The following is a 25,306-nucleotide window of genomic DNA, read 5'->3' as shown; positions in this document are numbered from 1 at the left end:
AAAATAACTCTCCCTTACACGCAAAAACGGCGCGCCTTGCGACGCGCCGTTTTCGGTATCGATAGAGGCCTGCTTACGCCGCCGGCGCCTCGTCAAGCCGCCGGCGCCTTCGGCGCGCGGTTGCGCGAGTTGCGCTGGAAGAACAGGGCCTGGCTTGCCACCGCCGACACCATCGCGGGCTGGAACGGTTTTGAGATCAGGAAGGCTGGCTCCGGACGCTCGCCGGTGAGGAAGCGCTCCGGATAGGCGGTGATGAACACCACCGGCACCTCGAAGGTACGGAGCAGTTCGTTGACCGCATCCAGGCCCGACGAACCGTCGGCGAGCTGGATATCGGCGAGGATCAGACCCGGCCGCTTGTTCTTGGCCAGCGCCACGGCATCGGCATGGGTGCGCGCGACGCCGACGACGTTGTGGCCGAGATTCTTCACCAGGCTCTCGAGATCCATGGCGATGAAGGTCTCGTCCTCGATGATCAGCACGTCGGTGGCGATCTCGGCCGCCATCTCGCGACCTGCCGCGTCGGCCAGCCGCCGGGTCTCGGCGACGTCGGTGCCGAGCACAAAGGCAACTTCTTCTTCGGAAAACCCCTCGAGCGAGAGCAGCAGGAAGGCCTGGCGCGGCAGCGGCGTGATGTTGGACAACCGCCGCTCAGGCGGCATCGGCAGCGTCGCAACTTCGGAATCGTCGTTGACCGAGACCGAATTCCAGATCTGGGTGAACAGCCGGAACAGGCCGGCGCGAGGCCCATGGCTCTCGTCGAGCACCGAGGGGTCCCCCAGCATGGCTTCCAACATGGCTGCGACATAGGCGTCGCCGGAGGCTTGGCTGCCCGTCAGGGCCCGCGCATACCGACGCAGCAACGGCAAGTGTTCAGCAACGAGCTGTGAACGGGACATCCCCACTCCATTCATCTTCGGGCCGGCTTGGCAACACGGGGGGCCCGGGTTCCCCTGCTGGGCTGTTTACGCCTCAGGCCAACAAAAGTTCCGCCGAGGGCGGAACTTTTTGTCGGACGTCGAATTGAACTCGTCCAGGGAACGGCTCCCGGTTGAGAAAACCTATCGACTTTGCAGTCACTTAACTCGGGGAAACGTGGAACAGGTCATGAAAGATCTCAAGTCTCAAGCCAGCAAAAGCACGACCCCCGGCAAGGGAGGCCTAACTCCGGAGATCCAGTCCCGGATCGGGCACCAACTGCGCGCGATGTACGACGACGTCGTACGGCAGGGGGTGCCGGACCGGTTCGCGGAGCTCATCAAAAAGCTTGATGCGCCGGGAGGTGTATCCCAAAACGAGAATGGAGCTGGGGGCTCTAACGACAATAATGGGAGGGACTAATGCCTCTCACGAACTCCCTGCGTGACGACATCCTGGCGGCCGTGCCGAGCCTGCGCGCGTTCGCGATCTCGCTCAGCGGCAATGCGGATCGGGCCGACGATTTGGTGCAAGAGACGCTGTTGCGCGCGCTCGCCAACATCGACTCGTTCCAGCCCGGCTCCAACCTGCCCGCATGGCTCTTCACGATCCTGCGCAACCTGTTCCGCTCCGACTATCGCAAGCGGCGCCGCGAGGTCGAGGACGCCGAGGGCAACTATGCCAAGACGCTGAAGACGCAGCCTTCGCAGAACGCCCATCTCGAGTTCGAGGAGTTTCGCAGTGCGCTCGAAAAGCTTCCGCAGGACCAGCGCGAAGCCTTGATCCTGGTCGGCGCTTCCGGCTTCTCCTATGAAGATGCGGCCTCGATCTGCGGCTGTGCGGTCGGCACCATCAAGAGCCGCGTCAACCGCGCGCGCTCGAAGCTCGCAGCGCTGCTCTATGTCGACGGCGCCGAGGATTTCGGGCCCGACGAGACCGTGCGCGCCGTGATCGGCGGCAGCGGCGGATAGCGCGTCAATCGATTGAAGACGACAGCTGTAAAGACGGCCGTTCGCGCGGCCGTCTTGGCATGCGTGTGTGTGATCGGCGATTGTCGCGCTCACTTCTCGACGAACGTCACCGTGTCGGCCACCGTTGCCCGCGAGGTACGGTAGCTGTTGACCTTGTGCGCGACGTCGGCATATCCGAACGAGATGCCGCAAACGACGCGGCGGTCATCAGGCAGGTTGAAGTGGCGCCGGATCAGACCGGAATGGCGCGCAAGTGCGGCTTGGGGAATCGTGCCGAGCCCGAGCGCCTGGGCCGCGAGCATGAAATTGGAGACGTAGGCCCCGCAATCGATCGCGCCGTAGATGCCGAGCGGCTCGTCGGTGTGAATGATGGCGACATGCGGCGCACCGAAGAAATTGTAGTTCTCCAGCGCCTGCTTGGCGTAGCCCATCTTGTCCCCGCGCGGGATGCCGAGCGTGTTGTAGAGCTGGAAGCCGCTCTCGCGGCGGCGTTCGAGATAGATCCCGACATATTCGCGCGGCGGCGTGAAATCATAATCGTCGCCGAAACCAGCCGAGGCCTCCTTGTAGATCAATTGCCGGAAGCGCTCCTTCGCCTCACCGCTGGCGATGATGACCTGCCAGGGCTGACTGTTGCACCAGGACGCGGTCCGCTGTGCGGTGGTCAGCACATGCTCGATGGTGGGCCGATCGACCTCCTTGGGCAGGAAGGCGCGGACGGAGTAGCGCTCGTTGAGGAGCTCTTCGAGCACGTCGATGCGGTCTTGGGTCTGGCTCACTTCTGCATCCATGAATTTGCTCGCGCTCTTCGAAGGGTGGGAAGGCGTAACACTTCTGTCTCTTGTGAACCAAAGAGGTGGGTTACGCCCACCGGACCGCGCTTCGCACGGCCGCAAGGCTAACCCACCCTACAAGATCAATTCACCGTCCCTTGGTCGGGATCTTGTTGTAAGGCACGTCCTTGTCGACCCTGATGTCGCCAGGCAGACCCAGCACGCGCTCGGCGATGATGTTGCGCAGGATCTCGTCGGTGCCGCCGGCGATACGCATCGAGGGCGAGGACAGCAGCATCTGCTGGAACTGGCCGTGCGCAATCTCCTCGTCGCCGCCTGTGAAAACACCGGCCGCGCCCTGGAGGTCCATGGCGTAGGCCGCGATCTCCTGGAGCATCAGGCCCGACACCAGCTTGCCGATGGAGTTTTCCGGTCCCGGCCGCTCGCCCTTCGACAGCGCCGAGATCGCGCGGTAGCTCGTGTATTTCAACCCGCTCGACTTCACCGCCCAGCTCGCGAGCTTCGATCGCACGGCCGGATCGTCGATCGCGAGCCCGTTCTCCAGCATCAACTTCGAGCAGAACTCGAACATCTCGGGGACGCCGGTCGCGAGCCGCGCACCGATCGACATGCGCTCGTTCATCAGCGTGGTCAGCGACACGCTCCAGCCCTCGCCGACCGCCCCTAACCGCTGACTATCGGGGATCACCACGTCGGTGAAATAGACCTCGTTGAACTCCTGCATGCCGTTGGCCTGCTTGATCGGGCGGACCTCGACGCCCGGGCTCTTCATGTCCAGGAAGAACATGGTGAGGCCTTTGTGCTTGGGCACATTTGGATCGGTGCGCGCGATCAACAGGCCGTAGTCGGAGTAGTGCGCGCCTGACGTCCAGATCTTCTGGCCGTTGACGACCCAGCTGTCGCCCCTGTTCTCCGCGCGCGTGCGCAGGCCGGCGACATCGGAGCCGGCGGACGGCTCGGAGAAAAGCTGGCACCAGATCTCCTCGCCCGCGGCGAGTTTCGGCAGATAGCGGCGCTTGGCCTCCTCGCTGCCCCAGGCCATCACGGTCGGACCGCACATGCCCTCGCCGATCTGGAACGGTTGCGTCAGCTTGCCGTAGACGCCCTCCTCCTGCTGCCAGATCACGCGCTCGATCGGCGTCGCGCCGCGGCCGCCATATTCCCTGGGCCAGTGCAGGCAGGCCCATCCGCCCTCCGCCTTCTTCTTCTGCCAGGCCTTGCCGACCTCGACCATGTCATGCTTCGCAAGCCTGATGCGGCCGAGCGAAGACTTTGACAGCTCCTGCTCGAACTCCTTCGGCGCGTTGGCATCGACCCACTTACGTGCGGTCTCGCGGAAGGCAGCTTCCTGCGGGGTGTCGTCGAAATTCATGGCGGACCTCTACCCTCTTCCCTTGGTCGGGATCTTGTTGAACGGCACGTCCTTGTCGACCCTGATGTCGCCGGGCAGACCCAGCACACGCTCGGCGATGATGTTGCGCATGATCTCGTCGGTGCCGCCTTCGACGCGCGTGCCCGGCGCGCGCAGCAGCATCGCCTGGAAACGGCCGGCCAGCTCGGCATCCTCGCCGCTGACCACGCCGTTCGCGCCTTGCAGATCCAGCGCGTAGGTCGCAACATCCTGGATCATCGAGCCCGCGACCAGCTTGCCGATGGAGTTCTCCGGACCCGGGCGCTGGCCCCTCGACAACGCCGAGATGGCACGCATGCTGGTGTATTTCAGCCCGCTCGCCTTCACCGCCCAATTCGCCAGTTTCGAGCGCACCGCACGATCCTCGATCGCCGGGCCTTCCTCGAGCATCAGGCCGGAGCAATACTCGAACAATTCAGGGAAACCAGTCGAGACGGCGGCGCCGATCGCGCTGCGCTCGTTCATCAACGTGGTCAGCGAGACGTTCCAGCCGTCGCCGACCTCGCCGAGGCGCTGATGATCGGGGATGCGGACGTTGGTGAAATAGACCTCGTTGAAGTCGGAGGCTCCGCTCGCCTGCTTGATCGGCCTGATCTCAACGCCCGGGCTCTTCATGTCCAGGAAGAACATGGTGAGCCCCTTGTGCTTGGGCACGGTGGGATCGGTGCGGGTGAGCAGGATGCCGAAGTCGGAATAGTGCGCACCCGAGGTCCAGATCTTCTGTCCGTTGACGACCCAATCGTCGCCATCCTTTTCGGCGCGCGTGCGCAGCCCTGCGACGTCGGAGCCACCGGCGGGCTCGGAGAACAGCTGGCACCACACCTTCTCGCCCGATGCGAGCGGCGGCAGATAGGTGCGCTTATGCTCCTCGCGCGCGAACGCCATCATGGTCGGCCCGCACATGCCGTGGCCGATGATGAACATGCGGGACAATTGGCCGAACGGCCCTTCTTCCTGCTGCCAGATCACGCGCTCGATCGGCGACGAGCCGCGGCCGCCATACTCCTTCGGCCAATGCAGGCAGGCCCAGCCGGCATCGGCTTTTTTCTTTTGCCAGGCCTTTGCGACATCAAGAATATTGGCGTTCTTGAGCACGGTGCGGCCGAGCGAGGATTTGCGCAGTTCCTCCTCGTACTGCTTGGGCGCGTTGGCATCGATCCACGCGCGCGCTTGGCTGCGAAATTCCGCTTCCTGCGGGGTGTCGTCGAAGTTCATCGGATTTCTCTTGCTCTTCGTAGCGTGGGCTAGCCGAAGGCGTAACCCACCACTTCCGTCCGTCCTCATAATTGGCAATGGTGGGTTACGCTGCGCTAACCCACCCTACGAACCCTGATTACGCCGCGTTCTTCTTGCGCATGCGGTCGATCAGCTGATCTTCCCAATAGGACAAGCTGCCAAGGCCGAGCGCCATCGCGTTGGCGCGGCGGTAGTACATGTGGCAGTCGAATTCCCACGTGAAACCCATGCCGCCGTGAACCTGGATGTTGTTCTTGGCGCAATGCTGGAACGCCTGCGTCGCGCTGATGCGCGCGGCGGCCGCGGCTTCCGGCAGCTCGGCGGCGTTGGTCGAGAGCGCCCAGGCGCCATAGTAGCTATTGGAACGTGCCAGCGTCGCCGACACGTACATATCCGCCAACATGTGCTTGATGGCCTGGAACGATCCGATCTGGCGGCCGAAGGCGATGCGATCGAGCGCGTAGTCGCGGCCCATCTCCAGCGTGCGGTCGGAGCCGCCGACCTGCTCGAAGGCACAGAGCACCGCCGCGCGGTCGAGCACCTGAGTCAAGATGCTCCAGCCTTCGCCGGCCCCGCCGAGCGGCTCGGCCTTGCAGTCGTTGAACGCGATCTCGGCCTGCCCGCGGGTCGGATCGAGATTGGTCAAGCTTTTGACCTCGACACCGCGGTCCCTGAGATCAACCAGGAACAGCGAGATGTCATTCTCGCGCCCACTTGATCCCGTGCGGGCAGCGACGACAGCGAAGTTGGCGATGGCGCCATCCGGCACCGGCTTCTTGACGCCATTGAGCGCGCCGTTCGCGGCCGTCAGCTTCACGTTCTTCGGCGTGGGATTGCCTTTGCCCTCGAACAGCGCCAGCGTGCCGATCGCCTCGCCCGTGGCGATTGCGGGAAGCCACTTCTTCTTTTGCGCGTCGCTCCCTGCGATCAGCAGTGCTTCGGCAGCGAGATACACGGTCGAGGAGAACGGCACCGGCGCATTGGCCCGGCCCATCTCTTCGGCAATCACGCAGAGCTCGAGGTGGCCCGCACCGGCGCCGCCAAATTCCTCGGGGATCGCGACGCCCAGGAAGCCCATCTCGGCAAGGCCCTTCCACAGCTCCTTGTCATACGGCGCCTTGCCGTCCAGGACGACGCGCACCGCCTTGGGCGAGCACTTCTCGGCCAGAAATTTGCGCGCCTGATCACGGAGCTGCTTCTGGTCGTCGGAGAAATCGAAGTTCATGGCGCGTGTCCGTGCTGTTGGTGTCGGTTACTTGAGAATGATGACGTCTTGATCCGGCTTGTCGGCGTAGAGCCGCTCGACCAGCGCCGCGCGACGCTCGAGGCCGGCGCGTTGGTTGATGTAGCCCTTGTCGGTGAGCTCGTTGCCGTCGATCGAGGGCGGCTCGGCCATCAACATCGCGCGCGCGATGATGCGGCTGCTGGCGCCTTCGCACTCCTTGTTGTGAACCTCCAGCCCGCGCCTGAAGCAGGCGATCACGTCAGGATGCTTCACCGCATCCTCGAAGCCGAGATCGGGATTGCCGACGAGCTGGCGGCAAGCGTGCAGGTTCGGCCACGCCAGAAGGCCAATGAAAGCGCGATCCTGTCCCGCGACCAGCGCGTCATGCACGATGGGCGTCGCAGCCGCGATCGCGTCGGTGCGGAGCGAACCGACATGCACGAAGGTGCCGGTGGTGAGCTTGAAGTCTTCCACGACACGCCCCGCGAAGATGATGCCCTTCACCGGGTCGGACTCGTCGACGAAGATGCCGGCATCGCCAATGCAGTAAAAGCCTTCCTCGTCGAACATCTTCCTGGTCAGGTCAGGCTGGCCGAAATAGCCGGGCGTGACGTTGACGCCGCGCAGGCGCAGCTCGTACTTGGAGCCGCATGGTACCATCTTCAGTTCGACGCCGGGGAACGGCAGGCCGATCAGGCCGACGCGCTCGGTATCCCAATAGGTGCCGGTGGAGGTCGGCGCGGTCTCGGTCGAACCCCAGCCGGTGTAGAACACGATGCGCTCCCCGGTGGTCTTCACGGCCAGCGTCTGCATGCGGTCATAGAGATCGTCGGGCAATCGCGCGCCGCCATAGGCCATGATCGAAAGGTTCTTGAAGAACGAGCGGCACAGCGCGTCGTCCTTCTCCATGGCCGACGCGAGCGCGGCGTAGCCGGCCGGCACGTTGGCGTAATAGGTCGGCGAGATCTCGCGAAGATTCCTGATCGTCTCCTCGAATTGACCCGGCATCGGTCGGCCTTCGTCGATATAGAGCGTGCCACCATCAATCAGCACCGGATGGAACGCGGCATTGCCGCCCATGGTGTGATTCCACGGCATCCAGTCGAGCACAGTGGCCAGAGGGCCGCCGGGCATGCGCGGCCGCACCTGCATCATCATGGCCGCATTGGCGCACATCATGCGTTGCGTGTTGATCACGGCCTTGGGCATGCCGGTCGAGCCCGACGTGAACAGCAGCTTGCCGACCGTATCGGGCGTAATCTCGGCGATCGACGCTTCGACATCCTTAGTCACGGGCGTTGCGGCGAGATCGGCAAAGCTGACGCTCTTGATGCCCTGACAGGACCGCGAGACGTGAACGACTGTGACACCGGTGAGATCGAGCGCTTTCAGCGCCTTCTCGAAGACCGCGCCGTCCTGCACCATCACCACGGCTGGCTTGATCAGGTCGAACAGGTATTTCAGCTTGAGGTGATCGTGGCTCATCAGCGAATAGGCCGGCGACACCGGGGCCGCCGGGACGCGCGCCTGCATCGCGGCCTGCGTCATCAGCGCGTGCTCGATCGAATTGCCGGAGAGGATCGCGACCGGGCGCCCGTCGAGTTCGAGGTTCAGCAGCGCCTGCGTCAGCGCATCAACGGTGCGCTTGGCTTCACCGTAGGAAACCTTGCGCCACTCGCGATCGGGCCCGCCGCGTTGCGCGAGCCAGATGCGTTCGGGCGCTTCCTTCGCCCATTTCGCGAGCGAAGCCGGAAGATGCTTTTCGTAGGCCTGCAAGGGAATGCGCGACCTCAGCACCACCGTGCCGTCAGCGCGCCGCTCGACATCGATGTCGCGCGCGAGCCAGTCGACCTTGCGAAAGGCGGGCCTTGCCATCACCGCCGCCGCGCTTCCACTCATTTTGCGTCTCCCGGAATTATTGCCCTGAACGGATCTTTGTCCTTCAGCGCTTGATATAGACAGGCTTTCGCTTCTCAAGGAAGGCCCTGATGCCCTCTGAAAACTCCTCGGAACGGCTGCACAGGATCTGGTTGCGATCCTCCATCGCGATAACGGCTTCCAGCGATCCTGCATCGACGCTCATATTGAGGCACTCCTTTGAGAGCCGCAGCCCGACCGGCGAAGCCGTCATCATCGCGTCGACATAAGGCTCGGCCGCTGCATCAAGCTTGTCCTCGTCGACGACTTCCGAGACGAGCCCCACTGCGAGCGCGCGTTCGGCACCAATGAAGCGTCCGGTGAGGATCAGTTCGGAGGCGACGGAGACGCCGACAAGCCGCGGCAGGAAATAGCTGGTGCCGATGTCGCAGCCGCCGAGACCAAGCTTGATGAAAGCGCAGTTCATTCGCGCCGATTTCGTCGCGATGCGGATGTCGGAGGCCAGCGCCAGCGCAAAGCCGCCACCGGCCGCCGCGCCCTGGACCAGCGACAGGATTGGCTGCGGACAGCGCCGCATCAGCATCACGACGTCGGCGATGCGCCGCTGGGAGTCCAAGGACTCCGTGACACCGGGCGGCTCCTGCTGCCCGGCGCGGCGCGCCATCGCGGCCTCGAGATCGAGGCCGGCGCAAAAATTCTTGCCGGCGCCCTTCAGCACGACGACGCGCGTATCACGGTTGCGCTGGAGTCCCTGGAAATAGGCGTTGAGCGCGTCAATCAAAGACGGATCGAGCGCGTTGAGACGATCAGGACGATTGAGCGTCACCCGGTCGACGCCGTCGTCGTGCTCGATCAGCAGCGGCTGGGACATGGGTGCCTCGCACTTTTCGTGTCACACGGGGACCGTCACCCACCCTCCCCTGGAGGGGGAGGGTAAGAAGCTCACCGCCTACCGCGGCGCCATCCTGATGGCGCCGTCGAGACGAATGGTCTCGCCATTCAGCATCGCGTTTTCGACGATGTGCACCGCAAGCGCGCCGTATTCTTTGGCATCGCCAAGACGCGAAGGATGCGGCACCTGGGCGCCAAGGCTCTTGCGGGCTTCCTCATTCAGCCCCATCAGCAGCGGCGTGAAGAACAGGCCAGGCGCGATGGTGTTGACGCGGATCTTCTGGCTGGCGAGGTCGCGTGCGGCAGGCAAGGTCAGACCGACGACGCCGCCCTTCGACGCCGAATATGCGATCTGGCCGATCTGGCCTTCGTAAGCCGCCACCGAGGCGGTGTTGATGATGACGCCGCGCTCCTCACCAACAGGCTCGATGGTGACGAGACGCTCTGCGAACAGCCGCAGGCAGTTGAAGGTGCCGATCAGATTGACGTTGATCATGCGTGCGAACTTTTCGAGCGGATACACACCGTCACGGCCGACGATGCGTTGCGAGCCGCCGATCCCGGCGCAGTTCATCAGCACCCGGGCGACGCCGTGCGCAGCTTCCGCCTTGGCAATCGCGGCCTTGATCTGCTCTTCGCTGGTGACGTCGGCATGCAGCGCGACGCCCTTCACCTCGGCCGCAACCTTCTCCGCATTTTCCTTGTTCTGATCGATCACGCCGATCTTGGCGCCCTTGGCGGCCATCGCACGGGCGGTCGCTTCGCCGAGACCCGAACCACCGCCGGTGATGAGAACGGCTACGTCTTTCAATTCCATGACAGGCTACCTTTCCTTGGACGTTTTTTCTCTAGACTTATGAGTGATGGCCGGATTATCCGGCCGCGGCAGCTTCCTCGACTTGCGTGAGGATGCCGCCGCAGATCAGCGTTTCCATGTGTTTGATGTATTGCCGGCAGACGTCGTCGGTGACCGGGCCGACGCCGGTCGCGCGAGACATCGCGTGCCGGCCGAAGAAGAGATGATCGCAGGCGCCGATCAGGCTGGTGTAGAACAGCACCGGATCGGTCTGGCGGAACTCGCCGCGGCTGACGCCCTCCGCGAGCAGGCGGCGATGAAAGTCCAGCAGCGGCGCGACGAAAAACTTCGAGACTTCGTCCGCGGAGCCCGCAACGCTCTCGTGCAGCAGATAGTGGATCAGCCGGTTCATGTAGGGGAACCGGTGATAGGCGCGGATGATGCCGCCGATATGCAGCTTCAGTTTCGCCGTCGACGTGATCGGCTGGGCCAGCAGATATTCGAGGTTGGACATCTCGGTCGCAGCATCGCGCGCGAGTAGCGCCAGCAGCAGGCCATCCTTGTTGCCGAAATGATATTTGACCAGCGCGGCGTTGGCACCGGACTTCTGGGCGATGTCGGAGAGTGAGATCTCGATCGAGGAGCGTTCGATCATCAACTCGCTGGCGGCCACGAGCAATTTCTCTGCCGTGGAATTCTTTCCGCTGGGGAGCTTGCTCGTTACGCTGGTAGCCACGGAGATCCCTGTTCAAGCCGCATGAAGCGGGTCGCAGATAAGCTCAAGCAGCGCCTCCCCACAAGAGTTAATTGATCGATTGACTAAACGATATCGCGCCCCTTAAATCCGCTCCGACAACCAAACCCGATCAAAAATAATCATGGGAGAGACCGAAATGGCCGAGGCATACATCGTCGCCGCTGCGCGGACCGCGGGCGGGCGCAAGGGGGGCCGCCTCGCCGGTTGGCATCCAGCCGATCTCGCGGCCAAGGTGCTGAATGAATTGGTCGATCGCACCAAGGTCGATCCCGCTTTGATCGAGGACGTAATCATGGGCTGCGTGATGCAGGTCGGTGAGCAGTCCAACAACGTCGCGCGCAACGCGATCATGGCGTCAAAGCTGCCGGAGAGCGTGCCCGGCACATCGATCGATCGCCAGTGCGGCTCCTCGCAGCAGGCGCTGCACTTTGCAGCGCAAGCGGTAATGTCCGGCACCATGGACGTGGTGATCGCGGCCGGCGTGGAATCGATGACGCGCGTGCCGATGGGCCTGTCCTCGCAACTTCCGGCCAAGAACGGCTTCGGCAATTACAAGAGCCCGGGCATCGAGGCGAGATATCCGAACATCGTGTTCAGCCAGTTCACCGGCGCCGAGATGATGGCCGAGAAGTATGGTCTGTCGAAGGATGATCTCGACGAATATTCTTTGCAGAGCCATCAGCGGGCGATCGCGGCCACGCAAGCCGGTCACTTCAAGAAGGAGATCGTGCCGCTCGAGGTCACCCGCGCTGACGGCAGCAAGGACACCCACCACATCGACGAAGGCATCCGCTTCGACGCCACGCTCGAAGGCATCAAGGCCGTCAAGCTGATTGCCGAGAACGGCAAGTTGACCGCGGCCAGCGCCAGCCAGATCTGCGACGGAGCTTCGGGCGTCATGGTCGTCAACGAGCGCGGCCTCAAGCAGCTTGGTGTTAAGCCGCTCGCACGCATCCACCACATGACCATGACCGGCGGCGATCCCGTCATCATGCTCGATGCGCCGCTGCACGCCACCAAGAAGGCGCTGGCGAAGGCCGGCATGAAGGTCGACGACATCGACCTCTTCGAGGTCAACGAGGCCTTCGCCTCAGTGCCGACAGCCTGGCTGAAGACGACCGGCGCCGATCCCAGCAGGCTCAACGTCAATGGCGGCGCCATTGCGCTCGGCCACCCGCTCGGCGGCTCCGGCACCAAGCTGATGACGACGCTGGTTCACGCCCTGCACCAGCGCGGCAAGCGCTATGGGCTGCAGACCATGTGCGAAGGCGGCGGCATGGCCAACGTCACGATCGTGGAGCGGCTGTAAGAAAGACAAAGGCGAGTAGTGGGTGGCGAGTAGCGAATGGTGAGAGGCGGAGGGCGGTTTTCCTTTTTCCCTATTTGCCAGTCGCTACTCGCCATTCGCGCTTTTGAGGAACCGCCATGACCCACCCCTCCGTCTACGCCCGCACCACGCCCGACAAGATCGCCTACCGGATGGCCGGGACCGGCAAGGCGATTACCTATCGCGAGCTCGACGAGCTCTCGAACCAGGGCGCGCGGCTATTCCGCTCGCTCGGCCTGAACGCTGGCGACCACATCGCGCTGTTGATGGAAAACCGCCTCGCCTTCATGGAGATCTGCTGGGCGGCACAACGCAGCGGGCTGTATTACACCGCGATCAGCCGCTATCTGAAGCAGGACGAGATCGGTTACATCGTCGGTGATTGCGGCGCCAAGGTCGTCATCACCACGCCGCAATGCGCCGACCAGATCAAGGACCTGATCAAAGGCGCGCCGGGCGAACCGATCTTCTACATGGTCGACGAACCGCTGCCCGGCTTCCGCTCCTACGACAAGGAAGCCGCCGCGCAGCCGACCACACCGATCGCGGACGAGGTCGCCGGCTATGACATGCTGTATTCGTCAGGCACGACTGGCCGGCCGAAGGGCATCAAGAAAGCGTTCGAGGGCAACAAGATCGACGTGCCGAACGCATTCCTGCGCGTGCTCTGCGCCGACATGTGCGGCATGAATGCCGAGAGCACGTACCTGTCGCCGGCGCCGCTCTATCATGCCGCTCCGCTGCGCTTCAACATGATGGCGATCGTGCTAGGCGGCACCTCCATCATCATGGAGCATTTCGACGCCGAGGAATTCTTAAGGCTCGTCGAGAAGTACAAGGTGACGCAATCCCAGCTCGTGCCGACCATGTTCGTGCGCATGCTGAAGCTGCCCGACGAGGTCCGCGCCAAGTACAACGTGTCGACGCTGAAGGGAGCCATTCATGCCGCAGCGCCCTGCCCGGTCGATGTGAAGGCGAACATGATCGAGTGGTGGGGACCGGTCCTGATCGAGTATTACGCGGGCTCGGAGGGCAACGGCGTCACCGTCTGCAACTCGCAACAATGGCTGGAGCATCGTGGCAGCGTCGGGCGCGCCGTGGTCGGCAACATCAAGATTCTGGACGAGAACGACGAGGAGCAGCCGGCCGGCGAGATCGGCACGGTCTATTTCGCCGACGCGCCTGTTTTCACCTACCACAACGATCCTGAAAAGACGAAGAAGGCTTACAACGCCAAGGGCTGGTCGACCCTCGGCGACGTCGGTTATCTCGACAAGGATGGTTTCCTGTTCCTCACCGACCGCAAGTCCTACATGATCATCTCGGGCGGCGTGAACATCTACCCGCAGGAGACCGAGGACGTGCTGATCACCCACCCCGAAATCGCCGACGTCGCGGTGTTCGGCGTGCCGAACGAGGAGATGGGCGAAGAGGTGAAGGCGGTGGTGCAGCCGCACGACATGAGGAGCGCCGGCAAGGCGCTCGAGGCAGACTTGATCGCCTATTGCAAGAGCCGCCTCTCGGCGATCAAATGTCCGCGCTCGATCGATTTCGAAGCCGAGCTGCCACGCACGCCGACCGGCAAGCTGGTGAAGCGGCACCTGCGCGACAGGTACTGGCCGAAGACCGCGGCGAAGATTTAGAGATCAGTCGAACAAACTCGGCGTGTGGTTCACCAGCGCGCCCTCGATCTCGAGCATCTTCAGCTTGGTCACGACGCCGCCATTCGCCGAGAAACCGCCGGGCTTGTTGCCGGCCGCAAGCACGCGGTGGCACGGCACGACGATCGGGCACGGGTTGCGGCCGAGCGCCTGGCCGACATCGCGCGACAGCTGGACACCGCCGAGCTGCTTGGCGATGTCGCCATAGGTGACGGTCTTGCCGGGCGGAATGGCGCGCGCGATCTCGTAGACGCCGCGGTTGAACTCGGGCACGCCATCGAGATCGAGCTCGATGTCGGTGAGGTCGTCAGGCTCGCCCGCGAGCAACTTCACGATACGGTCGATCGCGTGCTGCACCTCGGCGGTCGGCTCGGCCTCGGTGGCCTCAGCGTGGCGCTGGCTGATGCGGGTGCGGATCTTCTGCTCGCCACCCATCGGCAGCTGCGTGCCGTTGATGCCGCGGGGGCCCCAGGCGATGGCGCAGAGGCCGATCCTGGTGTCGAACAGGGCGAAATGCTGGTCGGTCATGGCTGGGTTCCTGAGCTTGCGTCCCTCTCGCATGCCCCCATTGTCATCTCTGCTTAAATCTAGGCTTGGAAATAGTTGCGATCCACCCGCTTTCCGGGAATCTTGCACAGGAGTTCCGCCCGCTCGCGAGTCCAGAATGCAGAGTCTCCACGTCAACGGTTATGACATGCCCTATCTCGACGTGGGCGAGGACAGAGACAGGCCGCCGCTGGTCTGCGTGCACGGCTCGCTCTCCGACTTCCGTGTCTGGGGCTGCGTGCTCGGCCCGCTGACGCAGCGGCATCGGATGATCGTCCCCAGTCTGCGGCACTTCTTCCCGGCAAAGTGGAACGGCGTCGGCGACACCTATTCCATCGCCCAGCATGTCAGTGACGTCATCGCCTTCATCGAGAAGCTCGAGCTCGGCCCGGTCGATTTGATGGGACATTCCCGCGGCGGGCACATCTGCTTCCGTGTGGCGCAGCAGCGTCCCGATCTGCTGCGGCGGCTGGTGCTGGCCGAGCCCGGCGGCGAGCTCGATGCGAGCCTCGATCCTGATTATGCCGGCGGCCCCTCGCCGCTGCTGGCGCGGTTCACGGCCTCGGCCGGGAAGATCGCCGCCGGCGACATCGATGGCGGCCTTGCCGTCTTCGTCGACACGCTGGAGGGCGCCGGCACCTGGCCGCGGCTGCCGGCGATGGTGAAGCAGAATCTGCGCGACAATGCGTACACGCTGATCGGCCAGGTCCGCGACAACCGCCCGCCGTTCTCCAAGGCCGACGCGGAATCGATCAAGATGCCGACGCTGTTCGTCCTGGGCGCGCGGACCAAGGGCCTGCTGCCGAAGGTGCTGCATGCGCTCGCCGCGCACGTGCCCTATTCGAAGACGGCGATCATCCCGAACGCGACGCATCCGATGTTCGAGCAGGCGCCGCAAAAATATTGCGAAGTGGTCCTGGACTTTCTGGCGGGCTGATCATGCAGAGCTTTCGCGTCAACGGTTACGACATGGCCTATCTCGAAATCGGCGAGGGCCATCCGCTGGTCTGCGTGCATGGCACGCTCGGGGATTTCCGCACCTGGTACCCGGTGCTCGGCCCGCTGTCGACGAGCCACCGCGTGATCGCGGTCAGCCTGCGGCATTTCTTCCCCGCGCATTGGGACGCCGTCGGCGACGACTACAAGATGGCGCAGCACGTCGCTGATGTGATCGCCTTCATCGAGCAGGTGACGCCCGGGCCGGTCGATCTGATGGGGCATTCGCGCGGCGGCCACATCGCGTTTCGTGTCGCGCAGGCGCGGCCTGATCTGTTGCGCAAGCTGGTGCTGGTCGAGCCCGGCGGCGATCTCGACGCCAGCCTGCCGCTGCCTGAGGGCACGCCCGCGCATCCGCCGCTGGCTGCGAAGACGATGCGCTCGGTCGAGATGATCCGCGCCGGCGACATCGAGGGCGCGCTGCAGAATTTCTACGACGGCATCGAGGGCGACGGTTCGTGGCGGCGCGTGCCGGCGGCCGCCAAGCAGCAGCTGCGCGACAACACGCTCACCCTGCTCGGCCAGATCAACGAGCAGCGCCGGCCGTACACGCTCGCGGATGCGCAGGCGATCACGACGCCGACGCTGCTGATCGGCGGCGGCGCCACCACCGGCAGCCTGTCGGTGCTGTGGCGCGTGCTGGCGGAGCGTATCGCGGGAGCCAGGACGGCGGTGATCGCCAATGCAGGTCACTGGATGTTCGAGCAGGCGCCGCAGGAGTTCAGTGAGGTCGTGAGCGAGTTTCTGGCGGCGTAGCGGCTGGTCCTGCCGCATAATCTCGAAAACAACCCCATGCACCGTAGGCCACCTCAATGAAATCAAAGGCTTAGACTGCCAAAACGCACTCGCCGTCATTCCGGGATGGTCCGAAGGACCACGCCCGGAATCTCGAGGTTCCGGATTCGGTCCTGCGGACCGCCCCGGAACGACATCAAGAATAAAACAAAACAGGAGGACGACCCATGAAATTGTCTCAAGAGCAATTGGAGTTCTTCCACCGCGAGGGTTGGCTGTTCCTGCCCGAACTGTTTTCCAAAGAAGAGGTCGATTTGCTCGCGCGCGAGGCGGTCGGCATTTACGACGCCGACCGGCCGGAAGTCTGGCGGGAGAAGAGCGGCGCGCCGCGCACGGCCTTTGCCGCGCATCTCTACAACGAGGCCTTCGGCGCGCTGGGCGCGCATCCGCGCATGATCGAGCCGGTCGAGCAGGTGTTCGGCGAGCCTGTCTACATGCACCAGTTCAAGATCAATGCGAAATCGGCCTTCACCGGCGACGTCTGGCAGTGGCACCAGGACTACGGCACCTGGAAGCGCGACGACGGCATGCCGGAGCCGCGCGCGATGAACATCGCGATCTTCCTCGACGAGGTGATGCCGATCAACGGTCCCCTCATGCTGGTGCCGCGCAGCCAGCACGCCGGCGATCTCCAGGCCTCGCACGACCTCTCGACCACATCCTATCCGCTATGGACGCTCGACGAAGACACCGTGACACGCCTCGTCAAGCAAGGCGGCATCGTCGCGCCGACCGGCAAGCCGGGCGGCATGCTGATGTTCCACGGCAATCTCGTCCACGGCTCGAGCGGCAACATCACGCCCTACCCGCGCAAGATCGTCTACCTGACCTTGAACGCGGTCTCGAACTACATCCGCGCCCCGACGCGGCCTGAGTACATCGCCCATCGCGATTTCGCGCCGATCAAGACGGTGGATGATGATGCGCTGGTGCGGCTGGCGCGGGCACCAAGGCAGGCGGCGGAGTAGATTTAGTCGCCCACCATCTCAGCCGTCGTGCCCGGGCTTGTCCCGGGCATACATGTTCTTCGCATATCTGACGCAAAGGAACGTGGATGGCCGGGACAAGCCCGGTCAAGCCCGGCCATGACGATTGGGTAGAGACACGCGTCCCACGAATTTCTGTATCACCGGAAACATCCCCATGAACCTCTTCCGCCTTCTCCAGGCCCGCGCGTCCGCCGGCAAGCCTGTGCGCGTCGCGCTGATCGGAGCCGGTAAATTCGGCTCGATGTTTTTGGCGCAGGTGCCGCACACACCGGGACTGGAGGTGCCCATCATCGTGGACATCGACCGCGACCGCGCGCGCGAGGCCTGCCGTACCGTCGGCTGGAGCACCGAGCGGATCGCCGCCACCGTCTTCACCGATGACGGCGCGGGCACCATCGCCGGCGGCGCGATGGATGTGGTGGTGGAGGCGACCGGCAATCCGGCCGTGGGCATCAGGCATGCGCGCGCCGCGATCGCGGCCGGCAAGCATATCGTGATGGTGAATGTCGAGGCCGACGTGCTCGCCGGCCCCCTCCTCGCCGAGGAGGCGCGCAAGGCGGGCGTGGTCTATTCGCTGGCCTATGGCGACCAGCCGGCGCTGACCGCCGAAATGGTCGACTGGGCGCGTGCCACCGGCCTTCACGTCGTCGCGGCCGGCAAGGGCACAAAATATCTGCCTGCCTATCACGACGTGACGCCTGACGGCGTCTGGCAGCACTACGGCCTGACCGCCGGCGAAGCGCAGTCGGCCGGCATGAATCCGCAGATGTTCAACTCCTTCCTCGACGGCACCAAATCGGCAATCGAGATGGCGGCGATTGCGAACGCCTGCGGGCTCGACGTGCCCTCGGGGGGACTTCTGTTTCCGCCCTGCGGCGTCGATGATCTCCCGCACATCATGCGGCCCAGCGACAAGGGCGGCGTGCTGGAGCGGTCGGGCGTCGTCGAGGTCGTTTCGTCTCTGGAGCGCGACGGACGGCCGGTGTTTCGCGATTTACGCTGGGGTGTCTATGTGGTGCTGGAAGCACCGAACGACTACACCGCGGATTGCTTCAGGCAATACGGCCTGAAGACCGATGCAAGCGGACGGTTTGCGGCGATGTACAAGCCGTATCATTTGATCGGACTCGAGCTGAACATCTCGGTGCTGTCGGCGGCGCTCCGGGGCGAACCGACCGGGCAACCCTTCGGTTTCCGCGGCGACGTCGCCTCGGTGGCCAAGCGCAGTTTGCGCGCCGGCGAGATGCTGGATGGCGAAGGCGGCTACACGGTGTGGGGCAAGCTGGTGCCGGCGGCCGCGAGCCTGAAGGCCGGCGCCCTGCCGATCGGCCTCGCGCACCGCCTCAAGCTGAAGCACGACATCGCCCATGGCGAGATCGTGCGCTGGAGCGACGTGGAGTTCGACGCGAACGACGAGACGATCAAGACACGGAAGGCGATGGAGGCGGCGTTCGCGACGTAGCGCAGGCCACTCGGGAGGCGCGGACCGGCCGGAGCGCACTGTCCGCTACCTACCCAGCGGCGCCAAGGCGAACCTCGTTGGAGGTCAGCGATGAACACCAATCCGTCAGATCCTGTCAGGCAATGGCCGGACTCCCGGCCGACCCGGCGCCCTGTCGGGGAGCGGTCGTGGACGCTGGATTCCCGGCCGCCCCGGCTTCGGCGGACGAGCCACGGGGCGGCCTGGGTGCCGCCATCCATGCCAGCCGGCAGGACCACCCCAGCCCTGGCCGCGCCGCCAGTCAAAGCCACACCGATACCAGCCGGCGCCGCGCCACCCGCGGGTGTACCAACAGTAGCGGTAGCCTCTCCAGCGGAATTGGACCGTCTCCGCAAGCCGAAGATCATCGGCGGCCTCATGCAGGCCCAGCGGTCCTCCGATAATTCCGGCATGCGAGCGACTGCCGGTCGTCGTCATCACTGACAACGCAGCCGCAAGAGCGAGCATCCAAGAAATCGATTTCCGCATGGTTTTCTCCTTGGTTCTTGACCGCCCAGGAAGAGAACTCGCCAAACAGCAGACCCGAATGCTCGGCCGCCCGTTCGCACGGGAAACTGCGCGGCGACCTTTACCGCTCGCGCGCTGACCGGGCGTTACCGAGAAATTGACCTAGTCGGCGGCAAGGACGTCCGCCGAACGCGAAGAGCGCTCTGGTGTTCAGCTCCAACCTTTCGGCTTTGCCTCACACGCCTAGGCAGCCTTGGCCTGGGTAGCGGCGGCGAGAGTATCGCGCAGGTGTTGTTCTTTCTGTTCGTCGAGAGAGGTTTTCAGGACAGTCCCTCCCGCGGCCTTGATTTCGTTGAGGACCTTGTCTGCGGTCATGCTCTTGATCAGCAGGAACAGAACAGCATCTCCCGATTTCACCTTCGAGCTGAGGTCCTTCATGAACTGATCGTTAATACCGAAATCGGTCAGCGCGCCGCCTAGTGCGCCGGCGCCCGCACCGAGGGCCACGCCGATGAGCGGATTCAGGAACACGATCCCGAACAGCAGCCCCCAGAAGCTTCCTCCTGCGGCACCCGCCATGGTCGTGTTCACGAGTTGATTGAGTTTGACCGTTTCGCCGGTCTTGACCGCGATCACGGCATCTTGGATCGCGATCAGATACTCTTTCTGGAGCTCGAGGATTTTCTGACGAACTTCTTCTGCTTTGGCTTCGGATGGATACACGATCGCGACTAGATCCGACATGGAGCTCTCCCGCAACGATGTGATGTCCCGCCCCTTCACGCACGCTTGGTGGGTGCGCCCGAAAACTAGCACCGAACTGGAAAATCCATTGCGCCTCAAACGCGGTCCACCTATTCACAATTACGAGATGTAATGCACTCCCAACGCAATTGAGTAATCATAGCTGTCATATGCGCCGCTGCGAGCGGCGCGCACAAATGGAATGCAAACTTCCAGAGCGGGCCACATCGGCCCCAGCCTGGAGGTTTGTCCGGATCGAAAAACGAGCTGGGACCGAGCGGTCTGCCGGTCTGTTCGGCAAACACAGCTTCATCCCAAAAACTCATCCCGTTGAATTTCACATTTGTGAATCCTTGGCCGGTGCCAGCGTCCGAAGTCGCCACTCGCTGTTCTACGTCGACCGTCGTCGTTTCAGTGACCAACATTTGTTAGGGACACATGCCCCGGCACGAGCACCAATCACTCAAAGAGCTGCCCGGATGGCTATGATGGAGGAGAGAATGCCGGCGATCCCACTGGCAGCTCTTCATGGTGCATGCGCTTGATTCTGCGTCGCATCACCGCGTAGCACTCGCACGTGATCTTCTCGAGTCGCCTGCGGTCGATCTCCAGCATCCCGCGTCGCTCAGATAGTATACCGCCTGCTGCTCGGAGTTTGCGCATCGTTAGCGTTACCGTTGTTCGGCGCACGCCGAGAAGTTGCGCCAACGCCTCCTGCGTGAGTTGTATTCCGCTGTGCCCGACGCGGTCGTGAATCTCAAGCAGCCATCGAGCCATACGACATTCCACCGGATGCACCGCGTTGCAAGCCGCCACGTTGTTAAGCTGCAACAATTGTGTGCGGAGATGGAGACGTAGAACTTGCCTGATCGTGGCGCTCTGCTCAAAGGCAAGCTGCAACTGTGCAACAGGGACCTGAAGTGCTGCTCCAGCGACATAGGCAGTTGCCGTGACTGGCGATCGGGAGGGACTTAGAAGTGACAGTGCGCCGACTGCTCCTTCCGAGCCCATGAGAGTTGACGCGACAATGTGTCCGTCCGCCATTTCAACGAGAAACGCTATGACCCCGCTAAGGGGAAAATAGACGTGCTTGAACTCATCTCCTGTTCGCACCAACACAGCATCAAAGTCGAATGACGTCTTCTGGAGATGGGGAGCAAGCAGGTTGAGATCACTGGGCGCAAACGCCGTTAAAAGCCTATTCCCGACGCCAGCCTGGAACGCCATCGCGGATGTTCCTTCAACCGCAGAAACAATCACGAAACACGCGTTCCGGGGGCACGTTCCTCCCAGCAGCCGTTTTTCTGGTCGGTGGTCCGGAAACTTCTGCTTGAGGTTACGGCGGAAGTGCCGTCATCAACAGACCTTCGGTCGAGCTGGGCGGACGGCTCTCCTTCAGCGCGAACCAGATATCGCCGCCCTCGTTGAACGGCGTGACGCAGCGGTTCTCATTCGGCGGGTGAAAATCGGTTTTTTGCACATCAGCCGGCGCTCCGAATGGGAGGCTTAGCTGGAGACGCAAGCATCCAGATTCCAGGGTCTGTTTAAGCTCTGCCCGAGCGGCCCCCAGCGCCGCCGGGCTGGAGAGGCGGACACCGAGGCCGCCGAGCGCGCCAAACACACAACACGCGCGCTGCGGCTATTCTCTCTCCAAACCCTCTCCGGCGTCCGTACCAATGTGTACACTCGCGGTGAAAAGACCTGGCCTCGTCGACGCCAACCCCGGCAAGCCGAAATAGAGGTGCATCTAAACGCATGGGCGAAATCGACGAGCTTGCGGCCGCCCAAGTGATCGCGTGCTTTTCAGGACGCGTGGCTAGTCTAACAGAGCGCGCCAATACAGGATGGGCTGAGCACTTGCGATCGCTGGCGCGATCTCATGGCGTTTAGACGCTGCGCCTGGATCTTCGTATCCGCCACCTCAGTCCGCCGGCGATGAGCCAAGCCAGGACAAGGGGAGGGATCACGATGCCGGCGATCGCACCCCAATGGACCACGACAAAGACAGTGGCGCCTGCACATGTTGGGTCAGCTGCGAAAGAGCAATAAAGCCGCAAAGCCGCGAGCCACGTTTCGCTCCAGGATGCGAACAGACCACTCACAATCACCCAACTCACTGACGCCAACAGACCGAGTCGTTGGCAGCGATTTATTTTCATACTGTCTATCCACGGCCTTTGGCTGAGGCGGAAATGCGAATGCCGCCCGCGCTGCACGATGCCAAACTTGCCGGCGATCGCCCCGTGCCGCCCTAGCGCGCGCCCAGCTAGCGCGCTGGCCTGGCGTTGGGCATCAGGTTGATCAGGCCCAGATCGACGAGCGTGCGATGGAAGCGACGTTTCCGTTCGGAGGACGACGCGAAGTAGGCCTCTCTGCAATCATCAAGCAGGCTCGCGCGCGTGGCAAAGATCGGGTCAAGCGCAATGCCCGCCCGCTGCAAGGCAACAGTTCCGAGAAAGGCGATGTCGAGGTCGGCGCCCCGTCCGGGCCTTAAATCGGGGATATTCAGGGCTTCTATCGCGTAGAATGTACCAAACGCATCTCGCCCGGCTCCCTGATGTTTCCGCTGTCGATCGAGTTTCTTCGTCAACACGGGTTGATGGTCGCCATAGTGCACGATGAGAACAGGGCGGTCGGGGAAGCTGCTTGCCAGCCTGGCCCTTTGCGCCTGCCAGGCCGACGCGGTCTCTCCCAGCCGCGTGTAGTACTCGACGTATGCGGCATCGGGGCAGCTCTCCCTGGCAAACGCGCGCTCCGTCTCGAATTGACCTGATGGCACCAGTTGCCTGCTATGCGGACCGTGATTGAAGTTGGTCAGCGCATACAGGAATCTCGGTGCCGGATCGTGGGCGACCCTTTTGGCATACGCATCGACGACCGCATGCAGGAACATCGCGTCGGAATTTGTCGTCTCGAAACGGCTGGCCTCGAATGGCGGAGGAAGCTCATCGACGAAGATGCGCTCGTCGACGCCGATCGAACTGTAGAACTTATCGTAATCCAGGAAGCTGCGGCGGCAGCTGGAGACGAGTGTTGTCTTGTAGCCGAGCGACGCCAACGAGCGTGGCAGGCTGCTGTGGAAACGTCCGGCGCCCTTCTTGAAGAGGTAGTAGGCGCTCGAACCGAAGCTGGCGCTGGAGAGACCGGTGAGCAGGCTGAATTCGGACTGCCACGAACCACCACCAAAGATGTCGACGTTCAGGCGCCCATATTCGCCATTCGAGGGAGACAGGAAAGCTTCGACGACAGGTTCGACCGGCAGCCCAAAAATACGCGGGTCGAAAACGGATTCGTGCTGGATGACGATGATATCAGGAGGACAGGCGACCCGCGCCGGCGTGGCTTCCCTCAGGGGCAGTGGTTCGTCGGCGATATCGCTGAGGGCCAACGCGCCGAACTGTCGCCAGCACGTGGGATCGAGCAGCGAAGCCATGAAGGTCGCATAAAAACTCCGCCCGTCCGTCAGGGCCCGCCGCAAGAACGTGGCAGCCTTGGACCCGGACGCCCCTGCGAATCCAATGAGCGCCATGACGAGCAAGAGGATTCGAAACCCGACGGGGACGGGAGATCCAGCCGCGTAGAGCAGAACCGCGATCGAGGCGAAGGCGAACAATGCGCTCCCTGCCAGCACACCCAGCATCATGCGCGGGTATTGCAGCACGAAGAATGGGACCGTGCCGGCAAACGCCAGGGGCAAATCGGAAACGGTCAGCTTGAGCGCGCTATGGTTGAACTTGACCGTGGATATGCCGGCGATTGCGACGGCCAGCATGCCGGACAGCAGGACCGCTCGCTCGGCATCGCCAAGAAACAGCAGCAGCAGAGCAGCATTTGAGAGGAGCGCTGCGACCGCAAACGGCAGATGTTCAACGCTCCGTTCCGCCAACGCCAAGATGGCGACGGCCGCCACAAGGACCAAAATCGAGATCATGGGATCAGGATGCCCCGAGCATTGGAATTTTTCAATTTAGCTCTTGGACTCCCCACCCAACGCGCGCTGTCGAGCGCGACGACCGGTTCTGCACCGCAGCAAGCCGTACTTGGCGAACCGCGGCATCATGCGGATGATGCTGGCGATCCCTGCTGATGACCGAGGAGCGGCCGAAACGGCAAAAGCCCCGGAGGTTTCTCCGGGGCTTTTGTTTTTGGCGGCGGTGAGTGTCTCGCTCACTCCAGCGATGGCGATCCCGGTCAGGATCTCAGTTCTGATCGTCACCGAGGGCTGCGACCAGCTTGTCGTAATACTTTCCGACGAGATCGATGTTGGCCTTGTTCTCGACGGCCGGCGCCGGCGATTTCAGAGCCTGGTTCAGCTCGTCAAGCGCTTCCTTCTTGTCCTTGGCCGGCATCTTCTTGTCGGCCTCGACCTGCGCGATCTGCGCTTTGATCACGGCTTCGTTGCCGACATACTTCTTTGTCGTGGGATCAAAGCCGCCGAGCACGAGGCTGATGTTGTCGACGACGTTGTTGTAGTCGTCATAGCTGGCGAAGCCGTGCTTCTTGGCGACGCCGTCGAGCTGGGCCATCACCTTCGCATCGGGCGCGGTGTTCTCCGGCAGCTTGGCCGTGATCGCATCCATGTCCTTCTGCGCGGCGAGCACGCCATCGAGCTGCTTGTCAGTCAGCGTAATCTGCTTGAGCGCGGGCGCTTCGGCGGGTGCAGCCTGTTGCGCCGGTGCGGGTTGTTGCTTGGCCTGCGCGAACGCGACACCGGAGGAGGCCAACGATGCTGCGGACAGAAGGCACGCGACGCCGAACGCGGTGAGGGCGGGACGAAGCAATGCTGGCATGGAAGTCTCCTCCTGAGGGGGAAATGGTTGGCTTTGAGCGCCGAAGGTCTGGATCGTAGATGTGGACCGTGAGCGGCTTCGACCGGAAGGTCTGACCGGGGCAAGCTAGGGAACTCGAAATGAACTCCGCATGAACTCTACGCCCCTGCTAGCGGCCGATCATGGCCGAATGATCACAACCGTGTGGTGTGACCAGCGATCACCAAAACATTGTTCTGCGTGCAATTCGTCTGTTGCGCGGGCCGGCTCGGCTCGCCAATGCTTGAGATCAGCAACAGCGGGAGAGCGCATGTCGACCTATCGAGGCTCGTGCCATTGCGGCGCCGTCACGTTCAGGCTGGTCTCGGATAGCAACGAACTCACGACCTGCGACTGCTCGTTATGCAGGCAGAAGAATGCCCTGATGACGAAGGTCCATGAGAGCGCGCTCACCGTATTGTCAGGTCAGGATCTGCTGTCGGTTTACGAGTGGAACACCCATCGCGCGAAACATTTTTTCTGCTCGCGCTGCGGCATCTACACCTTCCACCGCAAGCGCGCGGCGCCCGATCATTTCGGGATCAACGTATTCTGTCTCGAGGATTTCGATCCGGCCTCGGTGCCGGTGCGAGCAACCGAAGGCATCGGAATGTC

At 63.1% G+C, this 25,306-nt stretch carries 23 protein-coding genes and 1 pseudogene (1 of these 24 cut by a window edge); 9 read left to right on the top strand and 15 right to left on the bottom strand.

The genetic code is table 11. From position 1 onward, the window contains the following. Nucleotides 1-92: 92 nt before the first annotated feature. The gene (locus BM222_RS27790) at nucleotides 93-899 is read right to left on the bottom strand and encodes a response regulator (protein ID WP_177243503.1); all 807 of its coding nucleotides are present in this window, start codon (nucleotides 897-899) and stop codon (nucleotides 93-95) included. Between the two features lie 208 nt (nucleotides 900-1,107). On the opposite strand from BM222_RS27790, the gene BM222_RS27785 reads away from it, so the two are divergent. Together BM222_RS27785 and BM222_RS27780 are read left to right on the top strand one after the other, a co-directional pair. Beyond that, entirely contained in the window at nucleotides 1,108-1,341 is a 234-nt protein-coding gene (locus BM222_RS27785) for a NepR family anti-sigma factor (protein ID WP_177243502.1), read from the top strand. Further along, nucleotides 1,341-1,889, top strand: coding sequence for a sigma-70 family RNA polymerase sigma factor (locus BM222_RS27780; RefSeq protein WP_092235160.1), 549 nt, complete (start codon nucleotides 1,341-1,343; stop codon nucleotides 1,887-1,889). Before BM222_RS27785 ends, BM222_RS27780 begins: the two co-directional genes overlap by 1 nt. 89 nt (nucleotides 1,890-1,978) lie before the next feature. Here the strand turns inward: BM222_RS27780 and BM222_RS27775 are convergent, their stop codons facing one another. The 8 genes from BM222_RS27775 to BM222_RS27740 form a co-directional block, all read right to left on the bottom strand. Further along, complete coding sequence (locus tag BM222_RS27775; RefSeq protein WP_092235158.1) at nucleotides 1,979-2,680, bottom strand: nitroreductase; 702 nt, start codon at nucleotides 2,678-2,680, stop codon at nucleotides 1,979-1,981. Between the two features lie 130 nt (nucleotides 2,681-2,810). Continuing rightward, on the bottom strand, nucleotides 2,811-4,055 hold the full coding sequence (locus tag BM222_RS27770; RefSeq protein ID WP_092235155.1) for an acyl-CoA dehydrogenase: 1,245 nt from the start codon (nucleotides 4,053-4,055) through the stop codon (nucleotides 2,811-2,813). A gap of 9 nt (nucleotides 4,056-4,064) precedes the next feature. After that, a complete protein-coding gene (locus tag BM222_RS27765; protein ID WP_092235152.1) occupies nucleotides 4,065-5,309 on the bottom strand; it encodes an acyl-CoA dehydrogenase in 1,245 nt (414 codons plus the stop codon). A gap of 118 nt (nucleotides 5,310-5,427) precedes the next feature. Next, complete coding sequence (locus BM222_RS27760) at nucleotides 5,428-6,555, bottom strand: acyl-CoA dehydrogenase family protein (RefSeq protein ID WP_092235149.1); 1,128 nt, start codon at nucleotides 6,553-6,555, stop codon at nucleotides 5,428-5,430. Between the two features lie 27 nt (nucleotides 6,556-6,582). Beyond that, the gene (locus tag BM222_RS27755; protein WP_092235147.1) at nucleotides 6,583-8,454 is read right to left on the bottom strand and encodes an AMP-binding protein; all 1,872 of its coding nucleotides are present in this window, start codon (nucleotides 8,452-8,454) and stop codon (nucleotides 6,583-6,585) included. A gap of 43 nt (nucleotides 8,455-8,497) precedes the next feature. Next, nucleotides 8,498-9,304 (bottom strand): enoyl-CoA hydratase/isomerase family protein, encoded by an 807-nt coding sequence (locus tag BM222_RS27750; RefSeq protein ID WP_092235144.1) that lies wholly within the window; start codon nucleotides 9,302-9,304, stop codon nucleotides 8,498-8,500. 78 nt (nucleotides 9,305-9,382) lie between these two features. After that, nucleotides 9,383-10,141: an SDR family NAD(P)-dependent oxidoreductase gene (locus BM222_RS27745; RefSeq protein WP_092235141.1), complete on the bottom strand. Its 759-nt coding sequence runs from the start codon at nucleotides 10,139-10,141 to the stop codon at nucleotides 9,383-9,385. Nucleotides 10,142-10,196: 55 nt separating this feature from the next. Further along, complete coding sequence (locus tag BM222_RS27740) at nucleotides 10,197-10,799, bottom strand: TetR family transcriptional regulator (protein WP_092235138.1); 603 nt, start codon at nucleotides 10,797-10,799, stop codon at nucleotides 10,197-10,199. A 214-nt stretch (nucleotides 10,800-11,013) separates the two neighbouring features. On the opposite strand from BM222_RS27740, the gene BM222_RS27735 reads away from it, so the two are divergent. Beyond that, complete coding sequence (locus tag BM222_RS27735) at nucleotides 11,014-12,186, top strand: acetyl-CoA C-acetyltransferase (RefSeq protein ID WP_092235348.1); 1,173 nt, start codon at nucleotides 11,014-11,016, stop codon at nucleotides 12,184-12,186. Between the two features lie 116 nt (nucleotides 12,187-12,302). Beyond that, a complete protein-coding gene (locus BM222_RS27730; RefSeq protein ID WP_092235135.1) occupies nucleotides 12,303-13,847 on the top strand; it encodes an acyl-CoA synthetase in 1,545 nt (514 codons plus the stop codon). A gap of 3 nt (nucleotides 13,848-13,850) precedes the next feature. Here the strand turns inward: BM222_RS27730 and BM222_RS27725 are convergent, their stop codons facing one another. Next, entirely contained in the window at nucleotides 13,851-14,393 is a 543-nt protein-coding gene (locus tag BM222_RS27725) for a methylated-DNA--[protein]-cysteine S-methyltransferase (protein WP_092235344.1), read from the bottom strand. Nucleotides 14,394-14,529: 136 nt separating this feature from the next. Between BM222_RS27725 and BM222_RS27720 the strand changes: the two genes are divergently transcribed. The 4 genes from BM222_RS27720 (at nucleotide 14,530) to BM222_RS27705 (ending at nucleotide 18,653) form a co-directional block, all read left to right on the top strand. Further along, entirely contained in the window at nucleotides 14,530-15,348 is an 819-nt protein-coding gene (locus BM222_RS27720; protein WP_092235132.1) for an alpha/beta fold hydrolase, read from the top strand. A gap of 2 nt (nucleotides 15,349-15,350) precedes the next feature. Beyond that, nucleotides 15,351-16,163, top strand: coding sequence for an alpha/beta fold hydrolase (locus tag BM222_RS27715; protein WP_092235129.1), 813 nt, complete (start codon nucleotides 15,351-15,353; stop codon nucleotides 16,161-16,163). Nucleotides 16,164-16,369: 206 nt separating this feature from the next. Beyond that, nucleotides 16,370-17,170, top strand: a complete 801-nt coding sequence (locus tag BM222_RS27710; protein ID WP_092235126.1) for a phytanoyl-CoA dioxygenase family protein — start codon at nucleotides 16,370-16,372, stop codon at nucleotides 17,168-17,170. A gap of 175 nt (nucleotides 17,171-17,345) precedes the next feature. Next, nucleotides 17,346-18,653 carry an NAD(P)H-dependent oxidoreductase gene (locus BM222_RS27705; protein WP_092235123.1) on the top strand — a complete coding sequence of 436 codons (1,308 nt, stop codon included), beginning with the start codon at nucleotides 17,346-17,348 and terminating at the stop codon, nucleotides 18,651-18,653. 729 nt (nucleotides 18,654-19,382) lie between these two features. Here BM222_RS27705 and BM222_RS27700 read toward each other — a convergent pair. From BM222_RS27700 to BM222_RS27685, 5 genes and pseudogenes are all read right to left on the bottom strand, one after another. Then, entirely contained in the window at nucleotides 19,383-19,883 is a 501-nt protein-coding gene (locus BM222_RS27700) for a DUF1269 domain-containing protein (protein WP_092235120.1), read from the bottom strand. 483 nt (nucleotides 19,884-20,366) lie between these two features. Further along, nucleotides 20,367-21,110, bottom strand: a complete 744-nt coding sequence (locus BM222_RS27695; RefSeq protein WP_092235117.1) for a Crp/Fnr family transcriptional regulator — start codon at nucleotides 21,108-21,110, stop codon at nucleotides 20,367-20,369. A 133-nt stretch (nucleotides 21,111-21,243) separates the two neighbouring features. Further along, nucleotides 21,244-21,333 (bottom strand): annotated as a pseudogene (locus tag BM222_RS43410) (SOS response-associated peptidase); the annotation flags it as partial. 816 nt (nucleotides 21,334-22,149) lie between these two features. After that, on the bottom strand, nucleotides 22,150-23,814 hold the full coding sequence (locus tag BM222_RS27690; RefSeq protein WP_092235114.1) for a sulfatase-like hydrolase/transferase: 1,665 nt from the start codon (nucleotides 23,812-23,814) through the stop codon (nucleotides 22,150-22,152). A 268-nt stretch (nucleotides 23,815-24,082) separates the two neighbouring features. Then, entirely contained in the window at nucleotides 24,083-24,673 is a 591-nt protein-coding gene (locus tag BM222_RS27685; protein WP_092235111.1) for a hypothetical protein, read from the bottom strand. A gap of 289 nt (nucleotides 24,674-24,962) precedes the next feature. On the opposite strand from BM222_RS27685, the gene BM222_RS27680 reads away from it, so the two are divergent. Continuing rightward, on the top strand, nucleotides 24,963-25,306 hold the 5' portion of the coding sequence (locus BM222_RS27680) for a GFA family protein (RefSeq protein ID WP_092235108.1). Its footprint extends 55 nt past the window's final position; 344 of the gene's 399 nt are visible here — the first part of the coding sequence; its start codon is at nucleotides 24,963-24,965; the stop codon falls past the right edge of the window.

Origin of the sequence: Bradyrhizobium sp. Gha, assembly GCF_900113735.1 — a bacterium.
Classification (GTDB): Bacteria; Pseudomonadota; Alphaproteobacteria; order Rhizobiales; family Xanthobacteraceae; genus Bradyrhizobium.
The sequence above is the reverse complement of the archived record's forward strand: the minus strand, read 5'-3'. Positions and strand labels throughout refer to the sequence as shown.

What these genes read in the sequence shown, in the direction of transcription:
- BM222_RS27750 (WP_092235144.1), bottom strand. Translation starts at nt 9,304, where the DNA reads ATGTCCCAGCCGCTGCTGATCGAGCACGACGACGGCGTCGACCGGGTG.
- BM222_RS27765 (WP_092235152.1), bottom strand. Translation starts at nt 5,309, where the DNA reads ATGAACTTCGACGACACCCCGCAGGAAGCGGAATTTCGCAGCCAAGCG.
- BM222_RS27775 (WP_092235158.1), bottom strand. Translation starts at nt 2,680, where the DNA reads ATGGATGCAGAAGTGAGCCAGACCCAAGACCGCATCGACGTGCTCGAA.
- BM222_RS27755 (WP_092235147.1), bottom strand. Translation starts at nt 8,454, where the DNA reads ATGAGTGGAAGCGCGGCGGCGGTGATGGCAAGGCCCGCCTTTCGCAAG.
- BM222_RS27780 (WP_092235160.1), top strand. Translation starts at nt 1,341, where the DNA reads ATGCCTCTCACGAACTCCCTGCGTGACGACATCCTGGCGGCCGTGCCG.
- BM222_RS27705 (WP_092235123.1), top strand. Translation starts at nt 17,346, where the DNA reads ATGAACCTCTTCCGCCTTCTCCAGGCCCGCGCGTCCGCCGGCAAGCCT.
- BM222_RS27715 (WP_092235129.1), top strand. Translation starts at nt 15,351, where the DNA reads ATGCAGAGCTTTCGCGTCAACGGTTACGACATGGCCTATCTCGAAATC.
- BM222_RS27720 (WP_092235132.1), top strand. Translation starts at nt 14,530, where the DNA reads ATGCAGAGTCTCCACGTCAACGGTTATGACATGCCCTATCTCGACGTG.
- BM222_RS27770 (WP_092235155.1), bottom strand. Translation starts at nt 4,055, where the DNA reads ATGAATTTCGACGACACCCCGCAGGAAGCTGCCTTCCGCGAGACCGCA.
- BM222_RS27695 (WP_092235117.1), bottom strand. Translation starts at nt 21,110, where the DNA reads ATGGCGTTCCAGGCTGGCGTCGGGAATAGGCTTTTAACGGCGTTTGCG.
- BM222_RS27690 (WP_092235114.1), bottom strand. Translation starts at nt 23,814, where the DNA reads ATGATCTCGATTTTGGTCCTTGTGGCGGCCGTCGCCATCTTGGCGTTG.
- BM222_RS27710 (WP_092235126.1), top strand. Translation starts at nt 16,370, where the DNA reads ATGAAATTGTCTCAAGAGCAATTGGAGTTCTTCCACCGCGAGGGTTGG.
- BM222_RS27760 (WP_092235149.1), bottom strand. Translation starts at nt 6,555, where the DNA reads ATGAACTTCGATTTCTCCGACGACCAGAAGCAGCTCCGTGATCAGGCG.
- BM222_RS27735 (WP_092235348.1), top strand. Translation starts at nt 11,014, where the DNA reads ATGGCCGAGGCATACATCGTCGCCGCTGCGCGGACCGCGGGCGGGCGC.
- BM222_RS27745 (WP_092235141.1), bottom strand. Translation starts at nt 10,141, where the DNA reads ATGGAATTGAAAGACGTAGCCGTTCTCATCACCGGCGGTGGTTCGGGT.
- BM222_RS27685 (WP_092235111.1), bottom strand. Translation starts at nt 24,673, where the DNA reads ATGCCAGCATTGCTTCGTCCCGCCCTCACCGCGTTCGGCGTCGCGTGC.
- BM222_RS27790 (WP_177243503.1), bottom strand. Translation starts at nt 899, where the DNA reads ATGTCCCGTTCACAGCTCGTTGCTGAACACTTGCCGTTGCTGCGTCGG.
- BM222_RS27730 (WP_092235135.1), top strand. Translation starts at nt 12,303, where the DNA reads ATGACCCACCCCTCCGTCTACGCCCGCACCACGCCCGACAAGATCGCC.
- BM222_RS27785 (WP_177243502.1), top strand. Translation starts at nt 1,108, where the DNA reads ATGAAAGATCTCAAGTCTCAAGCCAGCAAAAGCACGACCCCCGGCAAG.
- BM222_RS27700 (WP_092235120.1), bottom strand. Translation starts at nt 19,883, where the DNA reads ATGTCGGATCTAGTCGCGATCGTGTATCCATCCGAAGCCAAAGCAGAA.
- BM222_RS27725 (WP_092235344.1), bottom strand. Translation starts at nt 14,393, where the DNA reads ATGACCGACCAGCATTTCGCCCTGTTCGACACCAGGATCGGCCTCTGC.